The organism is Candidatus Woesearchaeota archaeon (genome assembly GCA_030651375.1).
In the GTDB taxonomy this organism is placed as follows: Archaea; Nanobdellota; Nanobdellia; order Woesearchaeales; family UBA12501; genus JAUSFM01.
Genome location: JAUSFM010000014.1, coordinates 21,778 through 47,166 on the forward strand (window position 1 = coordinate 21,778; position 25,389 = coordinate 47,166).

At 48.4% G+C, this 25,389-nt stretch carries 24 protein-coding genes and 2 tRNA genes; 14 read left to right on the forward strand and 12 right to left on the reverse strand.

Going from position 1 to position 25,389, the window contains the following annotated elements; translation table 11 throughout:
* Positions 1 to 53: 53 nt before the first annotated feature.
* The 6 genes from Q7R76_04180 to Q7R76_04205 are packed head-to-tail and all read right to left on the reverse strand — an operon-like array spanning position 54 to position 9,845.
* Positions 54 to 3,446, reverse strand: coding sequence for a hypothetical protein (locus tag Q7R76_04180; GenBank protein ID MDO8642755.1), 3,393 nt, complete (start codon positions 3,444 to 3,446; stop codon positions 54 to 56).
* A gap of 5 nt (positions 3,447 to 3,451) precedes the next feature.
* Positions 3,452 to 4,588: a hypothetical protein gene (locus Q7R76_04185; GenBank protein ID MDO8642756.1), complete on the reverse strand. Its 1,137-nt coding sequence runs from the start codon at positions 4,586 to 4,588 to the stop codon at positions 3,452 to 3,454.
* Positions 4,589 to 4,605: 17 nt separating this feature from the next.
* Entirely contained in the window at positions 4,606 to 5,649 is a 1,044-nt protein-coding gene (locus Q7R76_04190; GenBank protein MDO8642757.1) for a hypothetical protein, read from the reverse strand.
* Complete coding sequence (locus Q7R76_04195) at positions 5,646 to 7,649, reverse strand: hypothetical protein (protein MDO8642758.1); 2,004 nt, start codon at positions 7,647 to 7,649, stop codon at positions 5,646 to 5,648. Before Q7R76_04195 ends, Q7R76_04190 begins: the two co-directional genes overlap by 4 nt.
* Before the next feature lie 45 nt (positions 7,650 to 7,694).
* On the reverse strand, positions 7,695 to 9,569 hold the full coding sequence (locus tag Q7R76_04200) for a hypothetical protein (GenBank protein MDO8642759.1): 1,875 nt from the start codon (positions 9,567 to 9,569) through the stop codon (positions 7,695 to 7,697).
* A 30-nt stretch (positions 9,570 to 9,599) separates the two neighbouring features.
* Positions 9,600 to 9,845, reverse strand: a complete 246-nt coding sequence (locus tag Q7R76_04205; GenBank protein ID MDO8642760.1) for a hypothetical protein — start codon at positions 9,843 to 9,845, stop codon at positions 9,600 to 9,602.
* Positions 9,846 to 10,094: 249 nt separating this feature from the next.
* Between Q7R76_04205 and Q7R76_04210 the strand changes: the two genes are divergently transcribed.
* The 3 genes from Q7R76_04210 (at position 10,095) to serS (ending at position 13,734) form a co-directional block, all read left to right on the forward strand.
* Positions 10,095 to 10,208, forward strand: a tRNA-Ser gene (locus tag Q7R76_04210).
* A 52-nt stretch (positions 10,209 to 10,260) separates the two neighbouring features.
* Positions 10,261 to 12,267 carry a transglutaminase domain-containing protein gene (locus Q7R76_04215; protein ID MDO8642761.1) on the forward strand — a complete coding sequence of 669 codons (2,007 nt, stop codon included), beginning with the start codon at positions 10,261 to 10,263 and terminating at the stop codon, positions 12,265 to 12,267.
* A 33-nt stretch (positions 12,268 to 12,300) separates the two neighbouring features.
* Positions 12,301 to 13,734 carry a serine--tRNA ligase gene (gene serS / locus Q7R76_04220; protein MDO8642762.1) on the forward strand — a complete coding sequence of 478 codons (1,434 nt, stop codon included), beginning with the start codon at positions 12,301 to 12,303 and terminating at the stop codon, positions 13,732 to 13,734.
* A gap of 22 nt (positions 13,735 to 13,756) precedes the next feature.
* Here serS and Q7R76_04225 read toward each other — a convergent pair whose 3' ends face one another.
* A complete protein-coding gene (locus tag Q7R76_04225; GenBank protein MDO8642763.1) occupies positions 13,757 to 13,990 on the reverse strand; it encodes a hypothetical protein in 234 nt (77 codons plus the stop codon).
* A gap of 75 nt (positions 13,991 to 14,065) precedes the next feature.
* Here Q7R76_04225 and Q7R76_04230 point away from each other — a divergent pair.
* The 4 genes from Q7R76_04230 to Q7R76_04245 all read left to right on the forward strand — a co-directional run bounded on the left by Q7R76_04230 (position 14,066) and on the right by Q7R76_04245 (position 15,928).
* A tRNA-Gln gene (locus Q7R76_04230) sits at positions 14,066 to 14,138 on the forward strand.
* 161 nt (positions 14,139 to 14,299) lie between these two features.
* A complete protein-coding gene (locus Q7R76_04235; protein MDO8642764.1) occupies positions 14,300 to 14,611 on the forward strand; it encodes a hypothetical protein in 312 nt (103 codons plus the stop codon).
* A 31-nt stretch (positions 14,612 to 14,642) separates the two neighbouring features.
* Complete coding sequence (locus Q7R76_04240; GenBank protein MDO8642765.1) at positions 14,643 to 15,578, forward strand: PEP/pyruvate-binding domain-containing protein; 936 nt, start codon at positions 14,643 to 14,645, stop codon at positions 15,576 to 15,578.
* A 35-nt stretch (positions 15,579 to 15,613) separates the two neighbouring features.
* Positions 15,614 to 15,928 (forward strand): hypothetical protein, encoded by a 315-nt coding sequence (locus Q7R76_04245; GenBank protein ID MDO8642766.1) that lies wholly within the window; start codon positions 15,614 to 15,616, stop codon positions 15,926 to 15,928.
* Position 15,929: 1 nt separating this feature from the next.
* Here Q7R76_04245 and Q7R76_04250 read toward each other — a convergent pair whose 3' ends face one another.
* From Q7R76_04250 to Q7R76_04260, 3 genes are read right to left on the reverse strand one after another with little or no spacing between them, the layout of a single operon-like run.
* Positions 15,930 to 16,070, reverse strand: coding sequence for a hypothetical protein (locus Q7R76_04250; protein ID MDO8642767.1), 141 nt, complete (start codon positions 16,068 to 16,070; stop codon positions 15,930 to 15,932).
* Positions 16,071 to 16,112: 42 nt separating this feature from the next.
* Positions 16,113 to 16,541, reverse strand: a complete 429-nt coding sequence (locus Q7R76_04255; GenBank protein ID MDO8642768.1) for a hypothetical protein — start codon at positions 16,539 to 16,541, stop codon at positions 16,113 to 16,115.
* Positions 16,525 to 17,133, reverse strand: coding sequence for a response regulator (locus tag Q7R76_04260; protein MDO8642769.1), 609 nt, complete (start codon positions 17,131 to 17,133; stop codon positions 16,525 to 16,527). Before Q7R76_04260 ends, Q7R76_04255 begins: the two co-directional genes overlap by 17 nt.
* A gap of 124 nt (positions 17,134 to 17,257) precedes the next feature.
* Between Q7R76_04260 and Q7R76_04265 the strand changes: the two genes are divergently transcribed.
* From Q7R76_04265 to Q7R76_04295, 7 genes are all read left to right on the forward strand, one after another.
* Positions 17,258 to 18,016 (forward strand): helix-turn-helix domain-containing protein, encoded by a 759-nt coding sequence (locus tag Q7R76_04265; GenBank protein MDO8642770.1) that lies wholly within the window; start codon positions 17,258 to 17,260, stop codon positions 18,014 to 18,016.
* A 45-nt stretch (positions 18,017 to 18,061) separates the two neighbouring features.
* Entirely contained in the window at positions 18,062 to 18,334 is a 273-nt protein-coding gene (locus Q7R76_04270; GenBank protein MDO8642771.1) for a ribbon-helix-helix domain-containing protein, read from the forward strand.
* Between the two features lie 78 nt (positions 18,335 to 18,412).
* Positions 18,413 to 20,065, forward strand: a complete 1,653-nt coding sequence (locus tag Q7R76_04275) for a hypothetical protein (protein ID MDO8642772.1) — start codon at positions 18,413 to 18,415, stop codon at positions 20,063 to 20,065.
* A 13-nt stretch (positions 20,066 to 20,078) separates the two neighbouring features.
* On the forward strand, positions 20,079 to 20,918 hold the full coding sequence (locus tag Q7R76_04280; protein ID MDO8642773.1) for a phosphoglycerate mutase family protein: 840 nt from the start codon (positions 20,079 to 20,081) through the stop codon (positions 20,916 to 20,918).
* Positions 20,919 to 20,951: 33 nt separating this feature from the next.
* On the forward strand, positions 20,952 to 21,329 hold the full coding sequence (locus Q7R76_04285) for a response regulator (GenBank protein MDO8642774.1): 378 nt from the start codon (positions 20,952 to 20,954) through the stop codon (positions 21,327 to 21,329).
* An 8-nt stretch (positions 21,330 to 21,337) separates the two neighbouring features.
* Entirely contained in the window at positions 21,338 to 22,798 is a 1,461-nt protein-coding gene (locus Q7R76_04290; GenBank protein MDO8642775.1) for an ATP-binding protein, read from the forward strand.
* A gap of 358 nt (positions 22,799 to 23,156) precedes the next feature.
* Positions 23,157 to 24,143 (forward strand): trypsin-like peptidase domain-containing protein, encoded by a 987-nt coding sequence (locus Q7R76_04295; protein MDO8642776.1) that lies wholly within the window; start codon positions 23,157 to 23,159, stop codon positions 24,141 to 24,143.
* Positions 24,144 to 24,156: 13 nt separating this feature from the next.
* On the opposite strand, the gene Q7R76_04300 is transcribed toward Q7R76_04295, so the two are convergent.
* Together Q7R76_04300 and Q7R76_04305 are read right to left on the reverse strand one after the other, a co-directional pair.
* On the reverse strand, positions 24,157 to 25,110 hold the full coding sequence (locus tag Q7R76_04300; GenBank protein ID MDO8642777.1) for a hypothetical protein: 954 nt from the start codon (positions 25,108 to 25,110) through the stop codon (positions 24,157 to 24,159).
* Positions 25,111 to 25,118: 8 nt separating this feature from the next.
* Positions 25,119 to 25,292, reverse strand: a complete 174-nt coding sequence (locus tag Q7R76_04305) for a hypothetical protein (protein MDO8642778.1) — start codon at positions 25,290 to 25,292, stop codon at positions 25,119 to 25,121.
* Between the last annotated feature and the right edge of the window lie 97 nt (positions 25,293 to 25,389).

Sequence of the window (25,389 nt, forward strand, 5' to 3'; positions counted from 1 at the left end):
CATAGTAATGCATAGTAATATATAAAGATTTCGGGAATTATCTCGATTTTGATTTAAAATTGCCGAAGCCCTTCTCTCGGCGGCTGTTCTTTTTTCTCGAACACTGACTTTATTTTGTCCCACACGTCAGAGAGTTTTTGCTTGAAGCCGCCTGCGGCCACTGCACTGGCAGTAGTGTTCGCTGCCGGTTTTTGGACAATCCCCATCTCGCTGAATGTTTTCTCAATCAACTTTGATGGAACATCATACTGTGCAAGGTGTTTCGCCAACATCTCTTTGGAATAGCCGCGCTGGCCGTAGTATTTGATGTAGTCAATCATCTTTTGTTTTTTGTAATCAGGAATTGCCTCGAGCTTTTTGTTTTCGTAATAGTTGTAGCCGGCAAATCCGCCGCCACCGAGCACCGCAAGTGCCGCGAGTGTTATCAAAATATACAGCCAGATGTTGGGCCCTTCTTTTAATTCAGGAAGCGGCTGTTCGCTCGGCCGCGCAGGATAGGGTGATTCTGGCGCAACTTCTTCAACTGGCTGAACCGGAAGTGGTGCATATTCTTGCAACGGCATTGATGGCGCGCCGCTCGGTGCGAGAGCGACACCACTTGTATCAAGGGGGGATGACGCTACGGGTGTTTGGCCGCAATCCTGCGGGCAGTTGAGCTGGTTTTCAGCGAATGCAGATTGGCAGAGTCCGTCGCCACAGATGACTTGTCGACTGGCACGTCTACGACCGCCTCCACTTCCTCCACCACCGCCACCGCTTCCTCCGCCGCCTCCACCACCGCCTCCTCCACTGCTACTGCTTCCGGTGTCTCCACTTGTTGCAGCGGCTGAAGCAGCAGTTTCTGTGACGCAGCGTCCGGCAGCAGCATCGCAGCCGCGCGGACAGACAACTGGCTCTTGCCGGTAGCCCTCGGGCTGCGCAGCATCGCACGTAAACGTAAACAAAATATCAGTGCTCTGGTCACTGCATCGCGGAGTTAATGACTGTATCTGGCCAGTGGAATCCCGCGCCATGACTGAGCCAATAGAAGGAGATGAACATTGTTGGTCTGGTGGAAGAACTGCACTTGCTCCAGCACTGCCTCCTCCGCCTGCAGGCTGGCCAGCAGCCCCTGGACTAACTGCGCACGCGCCATTCTGACAACCGTTCGGGCATTGGAACGGCTGGAGCGCAGCAGCAGTTGCACTGACACATTCGTATTGAGTAAGGCCAGTGGAATCACAGGTGTCGCGCTGCGTCGCAAGCTGGAAGGTGGCAGTATCAAAATAAATAGCGCGCCCTTTTTTCTCAGGAACATTTTGAGCGTCGCTGTCGTAACAGTAGGATGGATTAAACACCGCGTCAAAGCAGGCTGCATTTTCTGGAGCGCCGAGCGCTGCTTTTGCCGCAGCATCGTCGAGGTTGCGTAGTGATTCAACTTTTGCCTGACACTCTGCATCAAGTCCCGCTGGGATGCAGCTGCCGAGGAATGAGCGAATGTGATCGAGGATAGGGCGTGAGGAATGTTGTGCAAGACGGATGTTGAAGGTAATTTGTTTGCATTCTTCGAGTGCAGGGTCTTCAGCATCAGCGCAGACGGAATCGGTGCATACCTGATCGCCAGGACATTCGAAGTCGGTGGCGCACGACTGGCCACCTGCTGCAGGAACAACAGGTGCACCTGCACTGCCAGCAACACACGCGCCGGCTTGGCATTGGTCGCATACTGCTGCTGCTTCACTCATCGCACCAAGTGCATCACACGTGTAGCTCACGGTGCGGCAATTTTCTCCGGTGCACGCCGCGGTTGGAGTAAATGAAGCAATAGTTCCCGAGAGGAGGAATTGTTTGAGCGCAAGGGGAACGAGTTCAGGTTCTGCAAGCCGCGCTGCCTGACACTGTCCGTTGACGCAGCCATTCGCACATTCCAGTGCTTGCTCTTCAACAAAGTTTAATTGCGCGTTGCACGCGTACTGAACAGCCCTGCAATTTCCTGCAGCACAGTTTTCAACAGGAGTGAATGAGGGAAGATTGCCAAGAAGTAATTGTTTCACGTCGTCAGGAAGCAGGACGGGAGCAGGGAGAAGCAATGCAGCAACGGCATTGGCACAATGGTTATTGACACAAACTAAATCAGCTGCGCAGTTAACATCAACTTTACAAAACGTGTTCAGAGCACGTTCGGCATCTTCGATGCATGCATTGAGATTCTCGCACACTTCATTCACACCACATGCTGCGTCATTATTTTCACAGCCAATGGGTGGAACAGCACCAATTTCAAGAGAAGAAACACCGGCAGTTGGCACCTCTTCAATGCCATTAAAAATGTACGAGCCGCTAAAAGAATTTTGCGCGCCGAACGCGTTGTCAGGAACAACAACGGTGTACGTGATATCCATGTCAGGAACACTTCCAGGTGGAAGTGAAATTCCAGGAATCAAACCCCAACGGATTTGTCCATTTAGAAACGCGCCATTGTTTGAAATAACAGGATCAACATTCCATCCTGCTGGAGGTGTTTCAGTGATGAATAACGATTGAGCAGGATTGTTTTCATCGGCGTCAACATGGAGCCGAACCGTGACTCTGCTGTTGGGTGATGCTTGTGCTGGATCAAATGCACGGACAACGGTTCCTGCAGAATGCACGAGTGCACACACGCCATTAATGCACTGCGCGTTTTCAACGCAATCAGCATTTGCTTGGCAAGCGCCGCCGACGGAAATTGTTCCAAAAGATTGGGCGGGCTCTGCAGCAGGAGGTTCGGGAACAGGGGGAGGCACTTCAGGTGGTGGCACTGCAGGAGGCTCGGCAGCTGGTTGCGCAACACATCTTCCTGCCTGACAAAGATCACTTTGGCACATACGATTACTCAAGCACTGCGCACCGTCTATGGTGCGTGGAACACAAATTAATTTATCAGGACTGCAAAAAGCGGCATCATCACAGGGTTCATGTGTTTGAACATTGCATGCTGCAGCAACTCCTGCTGCGGGTTGTTGAGGTACCGGCACCGCGCCAATAGAGAGTATGTTGCTGCCGATAATATTTGCTTCAGCGCCAACGCCGAAAAGATATGTTCCAGCAAACTGATGCCTGCTTTGGTCGAGCGCACCAACTGGTGCATGCGCAGTGTATGTAATGGTCATGTCGGGAACATTTCCAGGAGGAAGTGAAAGTCCAGAAATCAGTCCCCAGCGGATTTTTCCATTTTGAAACGCGCCGTTGTTTGAGATACCATCCGCAGTCCATCCTGCAGGAAGCGTTTCAGTGATGAAGAGTGAATTTTCAGGAGCAGCAGGATCCGCTTTGACAACGAGATTAACAACCGCTGCGCCGCCCGGAGGAATGGTATCTTGAGAAAAGCCACGTGAAACAGCTGAAACTGCTGAAACAAGGGGGAGCATAAGAAGTATTGTAAGAAGTGCAAATAGGGTTATCACGCTCAATTGTTTTTTTCCCATGAACATCAACCTTGGTGTATCCACACGGTAACTGCATTTGCAACATCAGGCATGGTGATTGATTCATCGCCGCCCACCCATTTTTGGACATACGACTCAATTTCAGGCATTGAGATTGCACCATCACAATTCGAATCAGCGCGAGTATTCTCATTGGCGCAGGCAGCAGCAGGAATGGGAGGAGGCGGAATTGTACATGCATCTTTAAGACACATGAAACCGAGTTGTTGCATGCAATCTGCATCTTCATCACAGGCGAGACCATCGCCGCCTGCCTCTTGACAGGTAAACAATTCAGGATGGCCAACTTCATCAATGCTGCCCCTGCATACAAGACCTGCCTGACATTCTTCATTCTTTTGACAGGAAGTAGTAGATGGTTTCAACACAGGAGCAGGTGGAACAGGTGGCTCTGCTTCAACATTTGGAGGAGGTATCGTACATGCATCGTTAAGACATATGAAACCACGTTGTTGTATGCAGTCAGCATTTTCGTCACAGGCAAGGCCATCACCGCCTAGCTCTTGACAGGTAAATAATTCAGGATGACCCACTTCATCAATACTGCCACGGCAAACAAGACCTGCCTGACATTCTGCATTCTTTTGGCAAGAAGTGGTAGCGGGTTTGAGCACAAGAGCTGGAACAGGATCAGGCGCGGGAACTGGTGCTGGCTCGACAAGCGGCGCCGGCGCCTGCACCGTCACTTGGGTATCACCGGCAATCGGCACACTCACTTGCATACTTTCAAAAATGTAGGTGCCGCTGAACGGGTATACCGCAGCTTTTTGCGGCGCGCGCACGATGTAGCCGTAGGATATATTTTGCACTGGCACCTTGGGGTCAAGACCATCAACAATAGTGATGCTTAATAGGTTGCCATCCTGCGTGAGACCACCTGCATTAACAATCGTCCAACCGACGGGAACCGTTTCATCAATAATATAGGCGCCTTCAATACCGACTTCGTTAACCGTGAGCTGTACTTTAATTTCAGCGCCCGGTGCAACGATTGGTGAAGAGAAACTGCGGGTGACTGTTGAGCCGACTACAATCGGTGCGAGAGGCGCAGCAGTGATGAGCGGTACCACTAACAAAAACAAGACTATGCTCAAGATGGTTATTGTTTTTTGTTTTGCCATGGTGGTTGTGATGAGGATTATTTTTTACATTTAGGATCCTTCTTGTCTTTACGCCATTTTTTGATGGTCTTCATCAAATCTTCTGCAGTCTGTTTTTTTCCTTTCCCATGCCCTTCTTTAATGTGACTCTTTAAGGTGTTGTCGTCGTCACATCCAGCAACAGGTGGAGCAACAGCAGCAGGTTGTTTAGCAACAACGTCTACTTGTGGGCACACGCCATCCGTGCAGGTCGTTGCGCAGGGTGTAGCTACTTTTTGTATGAGATTCAGATTCTGTTTGTCGCAGGAAAAGGCAACAACGGAACATCCCGGACCAGTGCACGTCGGCACGGGAAGCTCGACGCTGTGCTGGCGCACATAGTCAAGAAGTTCTGCCGGCAAAAAAGATTGGCCGATAGATGGCGAGGGAGAAATAACAGCAGGTGCAGGAGCGGGTACACGTTGTGCTAATGCTTGAGCTTGAGCACCAAGCCCTCCAAGACCGGGAAGGGACGATGCTGCTGGTTGCGCTGGTTGTTGCGCAGGAGCAGGTGCGGAAGCACCAGCACCGGGAAGATTTGCGGGAACTCTGAGACCGGCAAGTGGATTCGGTTGCGGTGCTGGTTGTGGTGCAGGAGCTTGTGCGCGCTGAACCGCAGCAGCAACACCTGCTGCGACGCCGCCAGGCAAAGAAGCACCGGGTAGTGCAATAGGTGCATCTGAGCAAAGATTACCAATGCAGCTGTTCGATGTACAGTTGGTATTTGCAGTACACGCCTCACCAACATTTTTCTTGGGTTGTACATTAAGAGGGGGAAGGTTTCTCAACGCGCCGAGATTGGGCGGCGCAGCCAGCGCACCACTCAATGTGTCGAGTGCGCCATCAGTCAATCCGACGCCGTATGCTACTCTGCCGGTCAGCGCGTTGATTTCATCCTGCCAGATAACATACAATGCAAAGAGAGAGATAATGAGGAGAAGCGGAACAAAGTATTTTCCGAGCGGATGTTTTTTAGGATGCTGCGCATGCTTGTCAGGCGCGTGGTTCACATTATGGTGGTGGTGCGTGTGCTGTTGCTTCATGGGGTACCTGCGCGAGCGCCGCCGCTAGTAATGACCTCTTTGATCGTGTCTTTCACCATTTTTTCAGCGTTAAATGCAAGAGGATCCTGAAGCTGTTGAGAAAGATCATGCGCACGTGCTCTGGACGGGGAAATCGGATCCAATGTTGCACCTTTTATTGATAATTCTTTGACCGTGAAAACATCGTGCATTTGTGCAAACGGCACTCCAGCATCCGGAGTCTTACCCGTGAGAATATAGAAAGCTGCAGTTCGACCGCTTGTAAATTTCGATTTTGGAACAGCAACAGCGATGGTGGTGTCCTGATTTTCAGCGGTAACACCATCATTGAGACGGTACCAATAGCTTGGTGCATTTCCTATATTAAGACCGATAAGATACGAACGGAATTTTCCCGCTTTGAAATCCGCATTGTTTTTATCCTTAATTCCGTTGGTCTTCAGGATAAAGGTAAGATCGCCTTGAACATCGCTAAAGACCGGAGCAAACGTGATTTCTTGAACAACAACCGCAGAGCTAGCGCCAGAACCGAGCGCAAGATTTGAGGCGAGAACAACTGGCAGCGGTGCGGCACACTTAGTGGCAACACAATTATTTGAAAGGCAGAATTTGTTTTGGTTACAGACAGCGCCGTCAGCGCGCTTGTTGATACAGGTTGCAGTAAGAAGAAGCTCGCAGTATTTTGTTGCCGGACACTCAGCATCTGCACGACATGTTACCGCAGCAGGCTGCGCTTGCTGCACGGGCAATGCACATTTTTTGGCCACACAGTTTTGAGACATACAATCAGTATTTGTTTCGCAGTATGCATCTTTTATTGCCTGTTCAAGGCACGCTTTTGGTTGGCCAAGCACTGTTTTGCGGCATACTTTTATTGGGAGACTACGAGGACACGCGAGATTTGAGTCGCATGCATCACGAGCGGGCTGGGCAGGAACAGGTGCAACAACGGGAGCAGGTTGCGGAGAAGGAACAACAGGCGCTCGTGCAGGAACAGGAATACTAGGAACTAGTGCAACAGCCGGTGCAGGAGCTGGTGCTGGACGAGGCAGATTGGATACTAATTGTTGCTGCGCAGGAACAGGTGGAGAAAGAGCAGGAGAATTTTGAACAGGTGCAGGCGAACGAGCTATTAAAGGAGAACCGACAACAGGTGCAGCAGCGCCACTAGCGCCCCCTACATTTATTATGGGCTGGACAAGCGCATTAGCACCTTGTGCAATGTCGACACCAGTGCCGCCGGCGACAAGAGCGTTTTTGCCAGCGACAACTGGACTTGCTGGAGAAACAAGAGGAGAAGCGCCAGCGGCCTGCACAACTGCAGCAGGAGGAGGCGGGGGAGGAGCAGGTCGATCAGAACAAATACCGGATTCTCCAAGGTGAGGGTTACAAAACCCGGATGAACAATGCACATCCCGACCACACGGACCACCATTTGGCTTGAGCTGAGCTGGAGCAGGAACAGGTTGTTCCGCTGCTTGCCCGCACACACCATTGGCACATGCACAATCTTGAGTTACCAACCGCACATTATTTCCTTCACACGTTCCAAATGCAACACGTTGTGATTCTGCAACAACAACAAAGTTGTCGTCGACACACGACCGTGAAAAGGTGGTTGTTTTTCCTTTGATGGTAGATTGAACTTGATTATTTTGACTGGCACAAGAATCGCCCAACAACAGAAGGTTCAGCGGTTGGCCGAGCAATGAAACAGCATCAGCGCTGGACGAACAGGTCGTTTGTTTTGGAACAGAATTTTCTTCGCCGACCGTAAACCCGCCAACTGAAACAGGGATAACACCAGTCACTCCTGCTACGCCAGCAGCACATTTCAGGTTGTCTGCAACACTGATTGCGTGGCCAACAATACCAAAGTCTTTCAGCACGAAAAAACTGCCGGCAAAAATTGCAAGAATAGCAACTACCACGAACAGCGAATTCCTCTTTTCACGTGCAGCTAATTCTGCGTGCACCTGTTTTACTTTGTCGTCTATCATAAGGGATACGAGATACGCATTAACGGGTAACGGTGATAGTTCCTTTCATGATTGGATGCGTTCTAAACACATTTTTTGTGAACCGAAACGAGGGAGGATACAGGCAAAGCCTTGTTGACATTCAGCATCAGCATTACACGCAACACCGGGGCCCTTAAGCTGTGGAGGGTCATTACCACCAGCAGCGCCACCGGGAGCAGCAAGCTGACCAAGAACACGAATATCAGTCACGTAGGGTGTTGGACTATTTGCTCCCCAACTTGCACGTGCAACCATCACGTAACCAACGGACACCGGAGTGGCAAAGTTTTTGGTACAGGTCATCTCAGATTGGTCGGCTTTTAATATGCAATAGGTTGCCCACGTCCAAGCAGAGGGTTTATCAAACGTAGCGCTGGTACTATAGAGTAGGTGATAACCAACATCACCGGCACCACTATTAGCCAGTTTTTTAACATCAACGGCAATGGACTGAACCGAAGAAACAACCGAGGGTAGTTTGGCAATGAAATGCCTTCCTACCGTCTTAAAATTACCAGGTCCAACCTCAAAGTGACAAAAGTTTGCATCTTTCCTTGAAAGCTTGAAATAATCCCTACAAAAACCAAGATCACCATACCCTGCACTGAATGGAAGTTTTACAAATTCGGATGGTGCGTCAGTAACGGCGGGAAAGGTGAATGGTGAAAAGGGAACCGCACCAGAAGCAAGCAATGTTGGACGAATCATCTGATCGCCGCCGCCAGCAAGTAGTGCAGCCTGAGCACACACATTATTCTGGCAGCTGAACCCCGGAGCGCAGATGGCGTCCACGCCACCACACATTTGACCGGTTGTTCCAAAGCATTTCTTGCCTTGACCAGCAACTTTTTCGATACAAACCGCATTTTCAAGGCATTCGCTGTCTTCTACACAGGCAACCTCGATAAATTTGAGGCAACGCTTGCCCGTGCCTTCTGGTTTTTCCGCGCAGCGCTGGAATTGTTCGCAGTCAGCATCAGCACGACAGGCGGGTGCAGAAATGCACACATCACCCTGACAAACCAATCCGGCATTACAGCTCTTGAGCCCTGCGATATTTGTTGCATCAAATAAGCAGGCACCACCGAGCTCGCCTGGTTGCGGACCTTGAGGAGCAGGATTATTTTCTGCAGGCACCTCATTAACAGGAGGATTATTATCGACTACAATATTCGGTTGTGCACCCGGAACCTCGCATCGTCCGCCGACACAATTCAAACCAGGCCCACATTCATCAGCAAAATTTTGCGGGCACGCAGAACCGGAAAAAGTGATGTAACAGCGTTGCAGAAGCCCGTTGTTTTTATCGACGCAGGAACGCGATGTACCGTCGGGAAGCGCGTTGCATACATCATTAGAATCACAGTGCACCAAATTTTGGCAGTCAGCACCATTGGCGTCTGCGCAGTTACAATTAATGAGATTAACTTGGACATCATTTCCAGAACAAACGTGTTTGACGAGTGTATCTGAATGGGCGATGGTGTTTAATTGAGCATCGGCACAGCCGCTTACCAATCGCTGCGTCTGGCCTGATTCTGTTGTTAGTGTGATGACACCATCGGCGCCCTGTGCGCATTGTTGGCCGAGCAGCAGGAAACTTCGCAACTCGCTAGCCGGCCGCTGGATGGGCACGCCGCACGTGCTTGCTTTGGCTACTTTTTCACCCAGTTGAAACGGCCCGGCGCTGCCGAGGAGCATCACGCCGTCGGTGCCGCCCGCAACAACGCTGCATTCATCCGCCGGACGGGCAATTGCCTTGCCGGTAATGGATGATGGATCTAAAACAGAATAAATACCAAATGCGATAACGAGAAGCGCAACAAGGACAGCGGGGTCTTTTAAGCGGTCTGCTAACCGGAACGTTCTATCTCCCTCTGACCCTCTTTTATTGTTCATGTGTCCTTTAAAAATAATTGGCTTTCCCTTTTATATATTTTGTGGTGAAAAACGGAGCTGTCGTGCGTGGTGTGTCGTGGGCAGTAGGTGATGAACATCAATTAACATCATGAACGGGAACGGCAAGAAACGAACTGTTAAAGAAATAGGCGATGCTGCGGCACCGTCAATCACTTCATCAAATGCGAAAATTCGGCGCCGAATTTTCGCGACGCTGGGAAAAACAGAATGTGCGGACAGCATCAGTATCTTGCTCGTTTCTTGTTTGTTCTGCATAATCCGTTTTGGTAGTTGCTGATTCAGAAGCGTAAAATAAACCAAGTATGGGTAAATTTTATAAACCACCACCCCACAATCACACTCATCAACTGCCGCAGTCGCATAACCCAAGACAACCTTTTTTTGCTTCGCAAAAAAAGCTTGGGCAACGTACGACTCCTCACTTCGTTCGGAGTCGTTGCGCTCCGCGCAAAACGACATAAAACTTAAAAAGCAACGATTAAAACAAGTATAATTAATCATAATGCCGCAGTCGCATAACCCGGTATTGCGCAGGATTGCTAACGCAGACATGAAAAATGTCTCCCGTAAAGATCCTGTTTCCGCAAGGATATCCCGGTTCAAATCCGGGCTGCGGCGTATATTTTTTAACAACAAACATTAAAAAGGAAAGACACCATTAAAAAGAGACATGAAAAAAATAATGTATCTTATTTTGTTTATTCTCGTCTCACTTTCAGCCACCGCCCTCAACGACACTGTCATCTACCAGAGCCAGTATATCATCGTTGACACAGATTTTTTTACCGCGCTCCAGATTGAGCAGACCGGGCCGCGCGCAACAATTGAAGACCTCGCTGCGGAGATTGCCTTTTTTCCCATTCAAACAGAGCATCAGCGCATACTAAGCAGCGGCCATAGCCCGCTGCCAAAAACAATTGATGAGCAGGAGCCTGCCATGCGATTCTCATGGAACAAGCCGTCAGGAACACTTCCGATTCACATCAAAAACCGCGTGCAGGTTGAGAGCACGCCGAAAAAAATTCGTGAAAAAATTTCGTTCCCACTTGCCGGTCTGCCGGACGACATACAAAAATTCACCCAGCCGGCAGCCATCATCGACAGCAACGCTGATATTGTCCGGCTCGCATCTACGCTTGCGCAAGGACAGGACGACACACTGGTTGTCGTCGACAATATCGCAGTGTGGGTAACCGCAAACATCAAATATAATCTCAGCTCTGCTGCGGCTGATGCAACTGAAAAAGCAAGCACCGTGCTCCGCACCCGCGAAGGTGTGTGCGATGAATTAACCGCGCTGTTTATTTCAATGCTCCGTGCGCTGGGCATTCCAGCACGCTTTGTGGCCGGCATTGCGTATTCAAATTCGCCGGAACTTAATGGTTGGGGTCCGCACGGCTGGACAGAAGTGTACTTTCCAAACTACGGCTGGGTGCCCTACGACGTGACGTACGGCCAGTACGGATTTGTTGACGCAAGCCATATCGTGACGCGCTATTCCGCTGACTCGGAAAAAATAAAATCAAAATTCACCTGGAAAGGCCGCGACACAACCGTCACAGTGCGCGATTTCTCGACCAAAGCAACCGTTCAAGAATACGGCCCGCTGCGCGAACCGCACATAGCACTGACCGCAGAGCCATTCAAAGGCAGCGTCGGGTTTGGCTCCTACAATCTGGTGATTGCGCACGTGCGAAATCTGCTGGATTATTACCAGCCAGTTGACGTCCATGTATCAAAAACAACCAAGCTGGAGATTATGGACGAGAGCGCGCCGACAGAAAATGCAAAATACAAAAAACATATTCTCCTTGCGCCGCACGAAGAAAAAATTTTGTTCTGGACTATCAAGACAAGCAGCGAATTAGAAAACAACCTTATCTACACGTTCCCGGTTTCAGTGTACACGCCGACGGGAATGGAAGCAGTAACTGAATTCAAAGCAGTAAAAGACGGCATTCAGGTGCCGCGTGAACGCATTGAAAAAACAATGCAGGGGCTCGCGCCGGCGGACAACAACATGCTGACGCATGGCTTGATACTGAACTGCGCCAGTGCCAAACAAACGTATCAAGAAGATGAGCCGGTAGCGATTTCGTGCGCCATCAAAAATAACGGCAACACGTTTCTCGGACAGGTCAATGTGTGCGCCGACGGAAAACAATGCCAAACCATTGATGTGGGCATTGCGCAAGAGCAGCAGCTGCACTTCGAGCTTACTGGCGCGCACGACGCGGGAGAAAACGCCGCCACGATTACTGCGATGAGTGACGACGCGGTTGCCAAAGCATCAGTTGGTTTTTTTCTTCTTGACAAGCCGCTGCTGAAAATCGAAGCGGCTGAAGCGCCCGCGACGGTGCACTATGGCGACGAATTCACCGCAACACTTCGGCTCACCAAGGGTTCGTCAACAGCGCCGCAAAATGTTCATGTAACGGTTCACGGAGAATTGGTTGCGCAGGAATTTGACCTCGGCACACTCGACAGCAGCCTCGACCTCACGCTGGCAATGCAGGGAAGTGACTTGCAGCCAGACACGAATGTGTTTACCGTGACCGCGGCGTTTACCGATGAAAAAGGAACGCCGTATGAAACAACAAACACATTCACTGTGACACTGGTTGACGTGACGGCATGGCAGCGGATAAAAATATTCGTGAAATCGCTGTTCACCTAAATATTTATAAATTCGCCAACTCATTCTGCCTATATGCTCGACATCAACCTCATTCGGGAACACGCAGAGATAGTCAAAAAAGACTTGCAAAAAAGAAACATGCCCGACAAGATAAAACTTCTTGAAGAAATAAAGCAAAAAGATGCCGAATGGAAAATGATGCAGGGCCAGATTGGCGAGATGCGCTTCCAGCGCAACACCATGTCCCAGCAGATTGCGCAGGCAAAAAAAGCAGGGCAGAACATCGCGAATCTATTGAAACGCGCTGCTGAAATCCCACAGGAGATACAGAAAAAAGAAGATTGGGCGAATGTGCTGCGCACGGAAATCGACGAGCGCATTATGCAGTTTCCCAATGTGCTGCACGACAGTGTGCCGGTTGGTGACGGCGAATTGCACAATGCTGAAGTAAAAAAGTTTGGCAAGAAGCCGGTGTTTTCATTCCAGCCCATTGACCATGTTGACCTGATGGAAAAACTCGATCTCGTGGACTTGCCCCGCGCGGCAAAAATTTCAGGCGCGCGATTTTGGTTTTTGAAAAATGACCTTGCAAAGCTTGACCTTGCGCTCCAATTATATGCAGTTGATTTTATGACGAACCGAGGCTACGAGCTCATGAGCCCGCCGCACTTGATGAGCCGAGCGGCGTATGCCGGCGTAACCGATTTGAAAGATTTTGAAGACGTGATGTACAAGATTGAAAATGAGGATTTGTATTTGATTGCGACCAGCGAACATCCGCTGACTGCGCAGTTCATGAATGAAATTTTCCCGATGGATTGTTTCCCGGCGAAGTTCTGCGGCATCAGCGCATGCTTCCGCAAAGAAGCCGGCGCTCACGGCAAAGATACGAAAGGTATTTTCCGCGGCCACCAGTTCCACAAAGTCGAACAAGTGATTATCTGCAAGCCGGAAGAGTCGTGGAAACTGCATGAAGAACTCGTCAAAAATACTATTGATTTTTTTTCCAGTTTGGGGCTCCATTTCCGGCAAGTGAATATCTGCACCGGCGACATCGGCACCGTGGCAGCAAAAAAGTATGACATTGAAGCGTGGTTCCCGGTCCAGCAGGCATACCGCGAAGTTGCGTCCATCAGCAACTGCACGGACTTTCAGGCGCGCCGGCTGAAAATGCGCTACCGCACTGACCTGCAGAATCCTGAAGCAAAAGCAGTGCCGCACACGCTCAATGCAACCTGCGTCGCGACATCGCGCGCGCTCGCCGCGATTCTCGAAAATTTCCAGAACAAGGACGGCACGATTGACGTGCCAAAAGTGCTGTGGAACTACTTCGGCAAGCAGAAGATAACTAAGAAAATGACTGTTGAAGAAAAGAAAAAAGAGCAAGAAGAAGTCATTAAATCCTTAGCAGGTGTATGGAAATCAAAAGAAACAGGAGCAGAATATACAAAAAGAATAAGGGGACATGGGAAAAAAAGGCCAAAGAAAAGTTCTAAAAAGAATTGAGGTAGGAAGCGTGGTGAATTAATCAGCCGCCATGACAATGGGCAGGTAGTTTTGGATTTTTGGTCGTGTGTAACGTAAGCCAAAGACGAATGAGTTGCACAAGACGGGCACAAGAACCGAGCAAGGGGGGGAATGATGCGGTCACATTCAGATTTTCTCTGCGCGGCGAAAATCCGGCGCCGGATTTTCGCCTTTGATAGGGTAAATGGCTGTGCCATCGTATCGCTTGTTTCCTTAACAGTTCGTCTCTTGCCATTCCAGTCCATAGTGGCTGACGCAACTCATTCTTCCCACTAAATTTAAATACCCTGTGCTTTCTCTTAGATTTTACAGCCCCGTCGTCTAGTGGCCAAGGATAGCGGACTTTGGATCCGTTGACCGCAGTTCGAATCTGCGCGGGGCTATTATTTTCGTACCTCATAATTCGTACATTGGATGTCGTATCGGCACGTGCGGAACGCCGTTTTCTCCGGAGGAGAAAACGTTTTTGGTCAAGCTTTTTTGCTTCGCAAAAAAGGTTGGTTCTGTATCTGCGCGGGGCTATATGGATTTGTGTGCTGAGAACATGGAACAAAACAAAGACAAGAGAGCGTACGTTCTGGGAACCGTTGTGTTAGGCGCAGGGTCACTTGGTTTGGCAGAACGGGTGTATCGGGAGTATCAAAAACACAGCGGCATTGAGCCAACCGTGCACGATATTGAAACTGTGCGCACCTCGGCTATGCTTATGGATAAACCGATAACGTGGAATGAAGTATATTTCCGCGCACAACAGCGCGCACAGGGGCAACACACGCTTGAGATGGGCGTGCTTGTTATTGGTGCGCTTGCCTGCTTCTACGGCGCCTACCGCTGCCTTCGCCGCGCCTTCCGCTAAGTATATAAATCTCCGGCTTTTTCTCGTTGGTATGCTTATCAAACAACTCAAAGAACTCAACAAGAACGAAATTGCTACCGCCGGCGGCAAGGGCGCGTCTCTGGGAGAAATGTTCAACGCAGGCATGCCGGTGCCGGATGGTTTTGTGGTCACGGCATTGGCGTACAAGCATTTTATGGATTCGAACAAATTGCTGGAAGGCATCCATGAGCGGCTTGCCGTACTTGATGTGGAAGACAGCAGGGCGCTTGACATAATTGCGCAGGAAATCCAGCGCATTATTATCGCAGCAGAAATCCCCAAGCACCTTGCGCAGGAAATAAAAAAAGAATATAAAAAAATGGGCGGCTTTGTTGCGGTGCGCAGCAGCGCAACGGCAGAAGACTTGCCGGAAGCGAGCTTTGCCGGACAGCAGTCAACATTTCTCAACATCAAGGGAGAAAATGAAGTTGTTGATGCCGTCAAGAAATGTTTTGCTTCTCTTTTCACCGCGCGCGCGATTTACTACAGAAACAAAAACAACTTTGAGCACGAAAAAGTGCTGATTGCGGTTGTGGTGCAGAAGATGGTGGAAGCTGCCAAGGCAGGAGTTATATTTACCGCCAACCCAGTCACCAATGACCGCAGCGAAATGATAATTGAAGGAGCGTTTGGATTGGGGGAATCAGTGGTCGGTGGAGAAATAACGCCGGACAATTTTATCATTGACAAAAAAAACGGGAGCGTCAAGCAAAGAACGATTAACGAGCAGACGTGGGGCTATTTCCGAGTCGATGGTGAAACCGTCAAAAAGGATATTGATTATGGCAGTGAAACTGTACTTGCCGACCATGAATTAAACGCCTTGTGGCAGCTTGCCAAAAAGATTGAAGCACATTACAACTATCCGCAAGACATTGAATGGGCAGTTGGTGAGGATAAGAAGATTTATATTTTACAATCGAGACCGATAACGACGCTGAAGTGAAAAATTTATAAAAAAGAATAGTATGTTACCCAGGGATGGTGTATAAGGTTTATCGTTCAGTGCTTTTTGACAAGAAGGTTGAACTATTTTCAGATGAGTTTAAGAAACAGATGAGCGGCTTTGAAGATCAGCTCGCAGAAAATCCGTATGTCGGAAAACCATTAGGATTCAAATGGTTTCGAGAGAAAAAAGCTGACAAATTCAGAATGTATTATTTGATTTATGAAGACTTGCGGGCAGTCTATATTTTAACGTTAAGCGAGAAAAAAGACCAGCAAAAAACGATTAACACTATTAAGATGTTTCTTGAACAGTATCGATATGAGATTGAGCAATTGCTCTCACGATAATTCAGCGTACCCGTTTAACATTCCCTGTAATAACATCTTTTAATCCCTGAACAAGTTCGTTGAGAAGTTCTTCATCTACTTCTTTATGTTTTTTAAGTTCGCGATATTCGCTCTCGGAGATGGTTACGGTTTCAGGAGCCATAAACAGAGAGAATGAAGATAGATTTAAATAGCTTTCTGTTTTTTAACGGTTTTGATTTAGTCTTGACGAAACATAGTTTTTGATCCTTCCTGCTGTTTTACTGGCCAGTTCGATTGGATATTTACTCATTCCTAATTGAATTTCTGTTAGATACGCAAGGTAACCGGCGACCCACGTGTGATAATTGATAGCGATGCTGTACAGGTCGGTGTGAGCATCTTTTGGGATGCCTGCTCTTTCAACGAAATGCGAAATAATTGGATATACTAAGCCCATGCGAATGAGGAGACTTCCTTGAATGTTAGGGAATTGAGTAATGTTGAGCGCTGCTCGTTCTTGGAATGTACCATAGAGTCGAGCATTGGCTGGATCAACAAACCCACGAAGGTATTCTTTGCAACGTTCACGTAATGAGGAACGTTTTTGATCCTGCGGTTCCGGTTCAACGAGCGTGTTAAGAGTCTCTACCATTGAGAAGTGCCTCCAATTGGTTATCAATACCCATAGATTTTGCTTTAGATTCCAGACTGATGAGCGTGTGTTCCCAAAATTTAGGATTTGCTTTATCATCTTGGCTATTTCGTCCACAGTCTATCAGCCGCCACCTTCTGCTCAAGTCGGCATACTCATATATCGGTTGAGTTAATTCATCGTGGTGATAGGTTGAAGTTGTCAGTACTAATGGCAATCCCAGTTCAACAGCCCTTTCTGCAACCAATATCCCTAAAGGTTGATTTTCTTCTGACTTCCCAATTGCTCCGATAAGATTTCGACGATAGGATTCAGTATATGGTTTATAATCGTCTCGAACATCATCGGGGTTAGCTATTCTATTAACCACTTCCTTTCCAAGATCCGTTTTCCCACTCCCTGTAATCTCGGGGAAAAAACAGTCTGTAATCACGCGATCCAAGTCCGGACTAGAACCGGATAATCGTGCAATTGCCTCAGAATAGTCTTTTGCACGAACCACCGCAGTACCTTTTGAGGTCAAGTAGTGCTCTGCTGCTTGTGCATACTGTTCATTGTCTTCAACGAGTAATATTCTTGTCATTTCTGTCATTTTTCATCACCCTATGTTCCCTGGCAAGGTCGAAGTATTTAAAATCTATCTTCCCTTAGGGGGGAAAAGATGACTATCCCTTAAGGGGGAAAGCTTTATAAAGAATGGCCGCCTAATAGACAGCATGGAAGTTGAACCGCTTCGCAAACTGGGATTAACTGAGGGTGAGATTAAAGTATATCTTGCCCTCATCAGATTAGGAGAAACAACAACTGGACCGTTAGTGGATGAGTCTGGCATTTCTGTTTCTAAAGTCTACAGTATTTTAGACCGCCTCTCAAAAAAAGGGCTCGCAAGCCACATCGTCAAGAGAAAAACAAAATATTTCAAAGGGGCAGATCCTGACCGGCTTTTGGTTTATTTACAAGAGAAAGAAGCTGAAATGCAAGACCAAGAAAGCAAACTCAAAAGTATGATTTCATTGTTAAAATTAGAGCACCAGACTGCCATCACTGCTGAAACTGCCCAAGTGTACGAAGGCCTCAAAGGAATCCAAACCGCTCGAGAAAGGACATTAAAAATTATGAAAAAAGGAGATGAAATGTGGATTATTGGGATTGCCAAAACACCATACGAAGGCTCGATGACACCATACTTTAAAGAATACCATAAACGGCGCTATGAAAAAGGCATCTTTTGCAGGTATTTGTACAACGAATATGCACGCGTGCCGTATGGTGAAACATCGGCGACGTACCCGTTAAGCGAAGTTCGCTACATGCCCAAAGGACTAGTCACCCACACATGGATGGAAATTTATGCGGATACGGTTACTATTGGAATTAACAAAGGAAAATCATTTTCTGTCATAATCCAAAATCAGGAAGTGGCAAATTCTTTCAAAATATATGCCCAATTATTATGGAGCATGGCGAAGCGATAAAAACCAAAAAGTTTAAATAATACATTGTATATACTAAGTATTACCATGGAAACCATCAGCCTGAAACTGGAAGAGAACATTCTCGGTGAGATTGATGAAAAGCTTGCAGCACATCGATACAGCACGAGGAGTGAATTTATTCGGGATGCCATCCGTGAGAAACTTTCTGACCTTGAGAAAGATGAGCTCTTGAAGCGTATCACCATGCTGCGCGGGTCGTCAAAACGAAGAACAACCGATGCACAACTGCATGCCGCACAAGATAGAGCATTTGAACTACTTGAAAAAAAGATCAAAGGACGACCGCATAGAAGTTGACGCGACGAAAGGTGTTGTACGAATTCTTCATTAATAGCACCACAAGTCTTATAAATCCCGTTTTTTCTGCCGATGAGTATGGAAGCACGCCTCACTGAAGAAGGAGTATGGGAACTGCCGCCGCTCGAGGAGATTCTGGTACAAGGTGACCAGATGTGGGTGCAGAATGGTTTTTCGGAAAAAAAACGCGGCCAGCGGCGTGAACAAGTTACCGAGGAATATGAATTATATCAGCGCGTTGTTGCATTGTGGCAGCAGGGCATATCGTATCATTTTATCGGGAAAAAAGTAGGTAAGAAAGGCACTGTCATTCGTGATTGGATCGGAAAACACAAGCTGCCAAACATCCTTGCAGGAATTGCATACAAGAAAAGACGGGGAAGAAGAATAGATATTCCTGAAGTGCCGAGCAACGACCTGCTGCGCGTCATTGCCCTCTGCCTCGCAACAACCCGCCATAATGATGTGTACAAGAAACGATGGACGTACGAAAAAAATGATCCGGCGGATCCAGCGTTAGAATACGCTCGCACGGTACTTACTACAGCATTTGGCAAGGGAAGTTTTCATGAGCATGTCAAGGGAACGGTGAAAAAAGACTATCTTTTTTATCAGATTATTTTTCAGTCAGTTGCGTTTTTTGAATATTACAACGCAGTCACCCAGAACAGCACGAGTTTGCCGTGGGAGCAGATGCCAACGCTGGAAGCAAAGCTGGCCTTTGCCGAGGCATACTGCCAAGGAAGTCTAACGGTTGAAAACGAATATCGGCGCGCACGGCAACAAGCACCAACTCCTACAGGGGTAGTAATAATAAAAAAGACGACGCCTGAAAATGTTTCAATTCTTGAACAAGTCGCCCTTCTGTTGAATGATGTCGGATGCTACCCGTATGTTGGTGTTCTCGACAAGCTGACTCTCCTGCAGATAACTGACCCTGATGATGTAACACGGCTTCTGGCATATGATGTTGTTCCGGCAGCGTGTTTGAGTGCTGCAGAAAAGATAGCAATTGGCAAAACCGGCCGGAGAATCAAAGGGCAGCACATGATTCTTCAGGCACATCAGGCAACCCGTGCACTGCCCCAAGGCTTGACACCAGACGTGATTGAGCAGAAACAGGAGATTGCAGATCGGTATGGTATCCAAATGAATATGGTAGGTGAATGGTATCGTGATGACAGCACGCCACGCGTTGTGCACCGGCACGCTATTCTGGGAGAATTGAGAAAAAAACACCGGCGTGAACCAGTGCCAGAACCACCTCGCCTGCACGCGATTGACAATGTTGTACGCAGATTCCTACAGACAACCCCAAAAAATGAGCCGATGTGCAGATACAGTGCACAACGATATTCTCATGAGGACGCGACATTTTACGCATTCGCATTTCAACGCGGCCAAATTGAAAAAGAACACTGGACACGATTGCTCATGCTGCCAGAGGAAGTGCTCCACGCACGCCTTGACCGGACCACGCCGATAACTGTGACAACCAACGGCACCACGTACCAGTTGGGTTGGCACGCGCTCCGCGAGTATTGCCGAATTGAAGGGTTCCGGCCATACGCCTCGCCGGCTGATGAATGGCGAAGCCATCTCCGAACGATTCGGAATTGTTTACCGGAGCACGTGACACCGGAACAAACATCGTACCGGCATGATGGGCTCACGTTCACTCTTGCACGCGAAGGAGATATGGTCAAGGTGACGAGCATAGATGAAAAATGAGAAAGGCTTAAAAATGAGCTCTTTCTCCCCTGGGTGTATGGTCATCATCGACTTTATTGTCAAGCGGCATGGCGAGAAGGAATCCGTACCCGGACTTATTTCTTCAACGCCGCAGGATCGCACTGTCCCGCTCTCTGAAAAGGGAAGACTTGAAGAGCAAAGATTTGGCAACGATCATATTCATGCATTTCCGCATTATAAGCATGTGATCGGGATTACTTCTGATTATGTACGTGCAGAACAGACGCTTGGCTTGAACCTCTTCGGCGCGGGTTATAATGTGAAGAACGGCCAGTTGGTTACCACGGTCGCACGGTCAGATATCGGATTAGGAGTGAACAACCACAACAAAGATGCACATCCGGAAATGCCGAAATATGGCAACGAACCGGAAGTTCTGAACGCGTATGTCCGCACGCTTTTCGAAAAATTCTGGCACGCGCGCCCCGGAAATCCGCCGTGCATGGCAGCGTATGCCGCGGCGATGATGGATGCTACGGCTTATGCAATAAAGCGGGCGCAGATACTGCCCTTGCCTGACTATGCGCGTGTGCTGGTTGAAATTGTCACGCATTGTCCAGTGATTGATGCGGCTGCACACGTTTTTTCAAAAGGAAAGAGTCTGGAACAAGGAGCGTTTCAGACGGGTGAGTTTTTTACTGGACATTATGATCCTTTAGGAGATCGCATGGAGGGGTTACAATTTGAAATTAAAGGAAGAACGCATAGACCTTTCTCTACATCTGATCGAGTAGATGCGAGTATCGTGGATACTTTAAGAGGCATGGTTGATTACTACGCACGCGAGGCCCTACCATTGTCCCTTAATATTCCACCCCCACAAACTTTTTAAATAGCGACCTTCTCTCCAAACAGAGGGGTGCCCATGGCAAAAACAGCAGTTAAAAGAAGCCTTGTCATTGTTGAAGACGACGAGAACATTGCACTGGCAGAACAGCTCATTCTCCAAGACCAGTTTACGGTTCACGTCGCCAAAGATGGCGAAGAAGGCCTTGCACTCGTCAGAAAGCACAAGCCGCACGCGGTTGTGTTGGATGTCATGATGCCTCGCCTCAATGGATATGAAGTGTGCAAAAAAATTCGCGAAGACACCACGCTGAAGCACACGAAAGTTGTCATGGTCACTGCCAAAGACCAGCAGAAAGATGAAACCAAAGGGCTGGACACCGGCGCGGATGATTATATCATGAAGCCATTTGAGCCGGCAGAGCTTCTCCACGTTGTTAATCAAGTGTTGGAATAGGGGAAAGCATGCCGTTTTCCCTCATTGCTGCATATCATGGAATCAACAAGTTTCTGGGCACATTCAGCGGCGACCTGCTGAAAAAAAGCATCGAGTTTGTGCTCATACTGATTATTCTCTACATGCTCGCCAGTGAGTACCGCAAGGAAAAAAGCAGCGAGCTGAAATATCTGATTGCCGGCTTTTTTCTGCTGTTGCTGGAAAAAATAGTGATGGTGGCAATTCTGTCGCAAGTGGTATTTGTTGGCCCCTCAAATGCAGCAGTAATAAAATACACGCCTATCATCACCAACATGCTGGAAATTGTTGGGATGTTTATCATAACCACGACCTTGTTGAGTGACCTGTACCGAACAACGGGAACCATTCTGAAAAAAGGAATTATTGCAGGGGCAGTGTTATATGGCATCACACAGGCGGTGTGGCTCGCACATATTTTTTTCTTTCCGCGTGACACGCTCACTATTTCAATTTTATTTATTCTCTTTGAAGTTACCAAGATTGCGGTATTGTGGTATCCGATTGTGTATCTCATCAAGCACCACAAGCTGACTGAATATTACAAGAAAGTCGCGCTTGCGTTTGGCGTGTATTCCGTCACACCCCTGGTGTACCTGCTGAACATTGTTTTTTTCTTTGGCGCGAACAAGTACCTCAAAGTTATTGCGCATCCGTTTCCGTTTCTTGCCATGCTCCTGCTCCTGCGGGTGATGTTTCTCAAGCTGGCAGACAAGGCGCTCATCAAAAAAGACCTTGAACTCACCCAACGCCGATATGAGGAAACAAAAAAAATAAGCAAAATGAAAGACGAATTTGTCAGCACGGTCAACCACGAGCTGCGCACGCCGTTGACCTCGATGAAACTCTACCTGTCGCTCCTTCGGCAGGGAAAAATGGGTGCGCTCAACGCAGACCAGCAAAAAGCAGTCGATGTGGTCAACAAAGAAGCAGGCCGGCTTGCCGAATTAATCAGCGATATTCTTGATGTGTCCAAGCTGGAAAGCGGCAAGGAAAAACTGACACTGGCAAAAACAAATCTGGCTGCGCTCCTTGATTATACTGCGTATGAAAAATTGATCGACGAGAAAAAAATCCGCATCAAGAATATGGTGCCCAAAAAATTTCTTGTTGTAGTTGACGCTGCACGATTCAAGCAGGTATTTGTGAACCTGTTAAGCAACGCCATCAAATTCAGCCCGGAGCAGGGAACCATCACGCTTGATGCCGAGCGAGGGAAAAAAGTATGGCAGTTCTGGGTACAGGATGAGGGGCCGGGCATTGCCAAGGCGCACCACACAAAAATATTTGAGAAGTTTTACCAAGTAGAAGATTACTTAACCAGAACAAAAGGCGGCACGGGGCTCGGGCTTCCCATTACGAAAAAAATTGTGGAGATGCATAAGGGAACAATTCGCGTCGAATCAACACCGGGCAAAGGGAGCAGATTTGTGGTTGAGATGCCGCTTTAGAAAATAATGAATGGGGTTTAGATCAGCCATCACGAAAGTGGTTTGAATTGGGTTTTGGCTTGATGTTTGTAGTTGGGTAACGTTTTGACCAATACAAAAACGGGTTGTGCACAACCGGCAAGAAACGGGCAAGATACGGATGCTACCTGCACGCTCTGATTTTCTTCGCGCGGCGAAAACGTGGCGCCACGTTTTCGCCTCTGATGAAATAGTTGAAGGTGCCGCTGCACCAAAACAGTTCCTTCACAATTCGCCTCTTGCACATTCTCGTCTTTGGCTGATGTAGAAACGTAATAATTTTTTTAACATCTCGAACACCCCCACAAACTTTATAAAAACTCGTTCCATTAAAAAGGAAATGCTCATTATCGACAACAAACGAGAGGTGGTAACGGTCATTCTGCTATTTGCCATCATCACGGGCAGCTTCGTGCTCTACGGGCATCACCAAACAAGAATAGCGAACGCAGAGCTCACGGGCCAGTTGAGCGCCATTCAGGGTGAAATGCGTGAACGCTATGATCGTGTTGATTATGAAATAAAGCGGCTTGCCGAGGATGTTGATGCGAAAACATACAAGATAAAACAAGACCTGTATCAGCAAAAAGAAGCATCGTCAGGCATCAACGAGCAGTTTTCCGCGCTGCAAAAAGAAACCCAGAGCAAAATTGGGGAAATTACTGGCCAGCTAAACCGAGCCCATGAAGATGGCCAACGCATTGACGAATTTGAAAAACAACTCAAGCAGGTGAGCGCGGATTCGAGCGATTTCTCGTCAATAATTCAGAACGGTATGCCATCAGTGGTGAGCGTTGAGACCCTCACCGGAAAAGCCAGCGGCACGATTATCAGCGACGATGGATATATCGTAACATCCAAGCACGTCATCGGCGACGCACGCGCGGTAGTAGTCCAGCTGTACAACAAGAACGCGCTGCAGCGCGACCGATTTACCGCCCGTGTCGCCGGAGTGAACGACGGATATGACCTTGCGGTGCTGAAAATTGAGCCTAACAAAAAATTGAAGCCGCTGCCTATTGGCGACTCAAAAAAAACAGAGCTGGGCGAAAAAGTATTTGCGCTCGGCAACCCGGGGGCAATCGGATTTACCGCAACTGAAGGCATTATCAGCGCAGTTGACCGGTATGTTGGCAACATTCCCTATTTCCAGACTGACAGCCCGATTAACATCGGCAATTCCGGCGGGCCACTCATCAACCGCCGCGGAGAAATGGTCGGGCTGAACACGCTGAAAATTGTCGGCTTGGAAGGAGTGAGCCTTGCACTGCCGTCGTATATTGTTGATGGGATTTCACGTACAATTATCAAGAACGATGCATCGTAGATTAAGAGTATAGTTAGATTTTCTGCTCAATGCCCACAAGAATGTTTTTCTGGTAGTCAAGCAGCCGCTGTGCCGCGCGCTTTGTTTCAGCGGGTGAATACCCGCCGACGTACAGCACCATAGTTTTTTCTGATGTCATAAAGAGCTTAATGAGCCCTTCACCGGGCTTGAAAATCTGGCACTGTCGGGGGTTGGTATTGAAGAACTGCTGAATCTTGAATAATTCTGCGGCTGCCTTGTTATCGCAGGGGTTGCCGATGACAATATAGTCTTTTGCACCGAGCTGTATTTCGCTGGCCAACATACCTTTGCCGACTGAGAGCCCTTCGCTCGCAATAGTGATGAGAATGTGTTCGCCGACCACCACATCTTCCGGTGGCGCCTTGTCGCCGACCACAACGGAAAAGCCTTTCGCAAGGCCGGGAAAGTTTATGAGATTGAGTTTTTCTTGGCTGGAAAAGCTGGTAATGCTGCAGCAGTCTTGGAAGCACGTGTTGCATGTTTCGCCATCTTTGCAGAGCGTGTCGCCGCAGCACTGTGAATTGAGTTTTGCAACGCAGACATTATTTTCACACGCGCCGGCTTTGCACACGCCGAGATCTTTTGCTGTGCAGCTGCCGCAGTCCAGCGGGCAGGTGCACTCGTTTTCATTCGGGCTGCACACGACGTCGCCGCAGGCAGCTTGCAGTTCGTACTTGTCGCACACGCCGGTATTGTCGACGTCAAGGCAGCACTCGTTGTTGATGATTTTTTGAGGAAGCGTGCAAGTCACAATAGTTTCAATGACACCGGTGCCTTGCTCTTCAATGAGTTCTGGTGAAGAAGGAATCGGCGCAGGAGGAACAGAAACGACATTGCTGGTCGTGCCGGAATTGCCGACAAGGTCAACTGAGCAGCCAGTGAGAAATGCCAGAAAAACAAATACACTAACAATGATACGCCAGTTCAGAGTACGCATAGTGCGCATAGTGTACCTCATTTTTTCCGCTCGCGCAGCATGCCAAACAGCAGGCCGATGATGATTATAACCAGCGCAAGAATCAGCGCCCAGATGTTGACTGCTTCAAGCGATTTTCCCTGCGAGCCCATGAAGATGATGAAAATAACCAAGATGGCAAAAATGGCCCAGGGGTAGAGTCGGTTGCGCATTGTTCTTTTCTTTCCTTTTGGCTATTTAAAGTTAACGATACCCAAATCTTTAAATACCCCCTCCGGTTCCTGCATCATAATCAAGGGATACCACAGT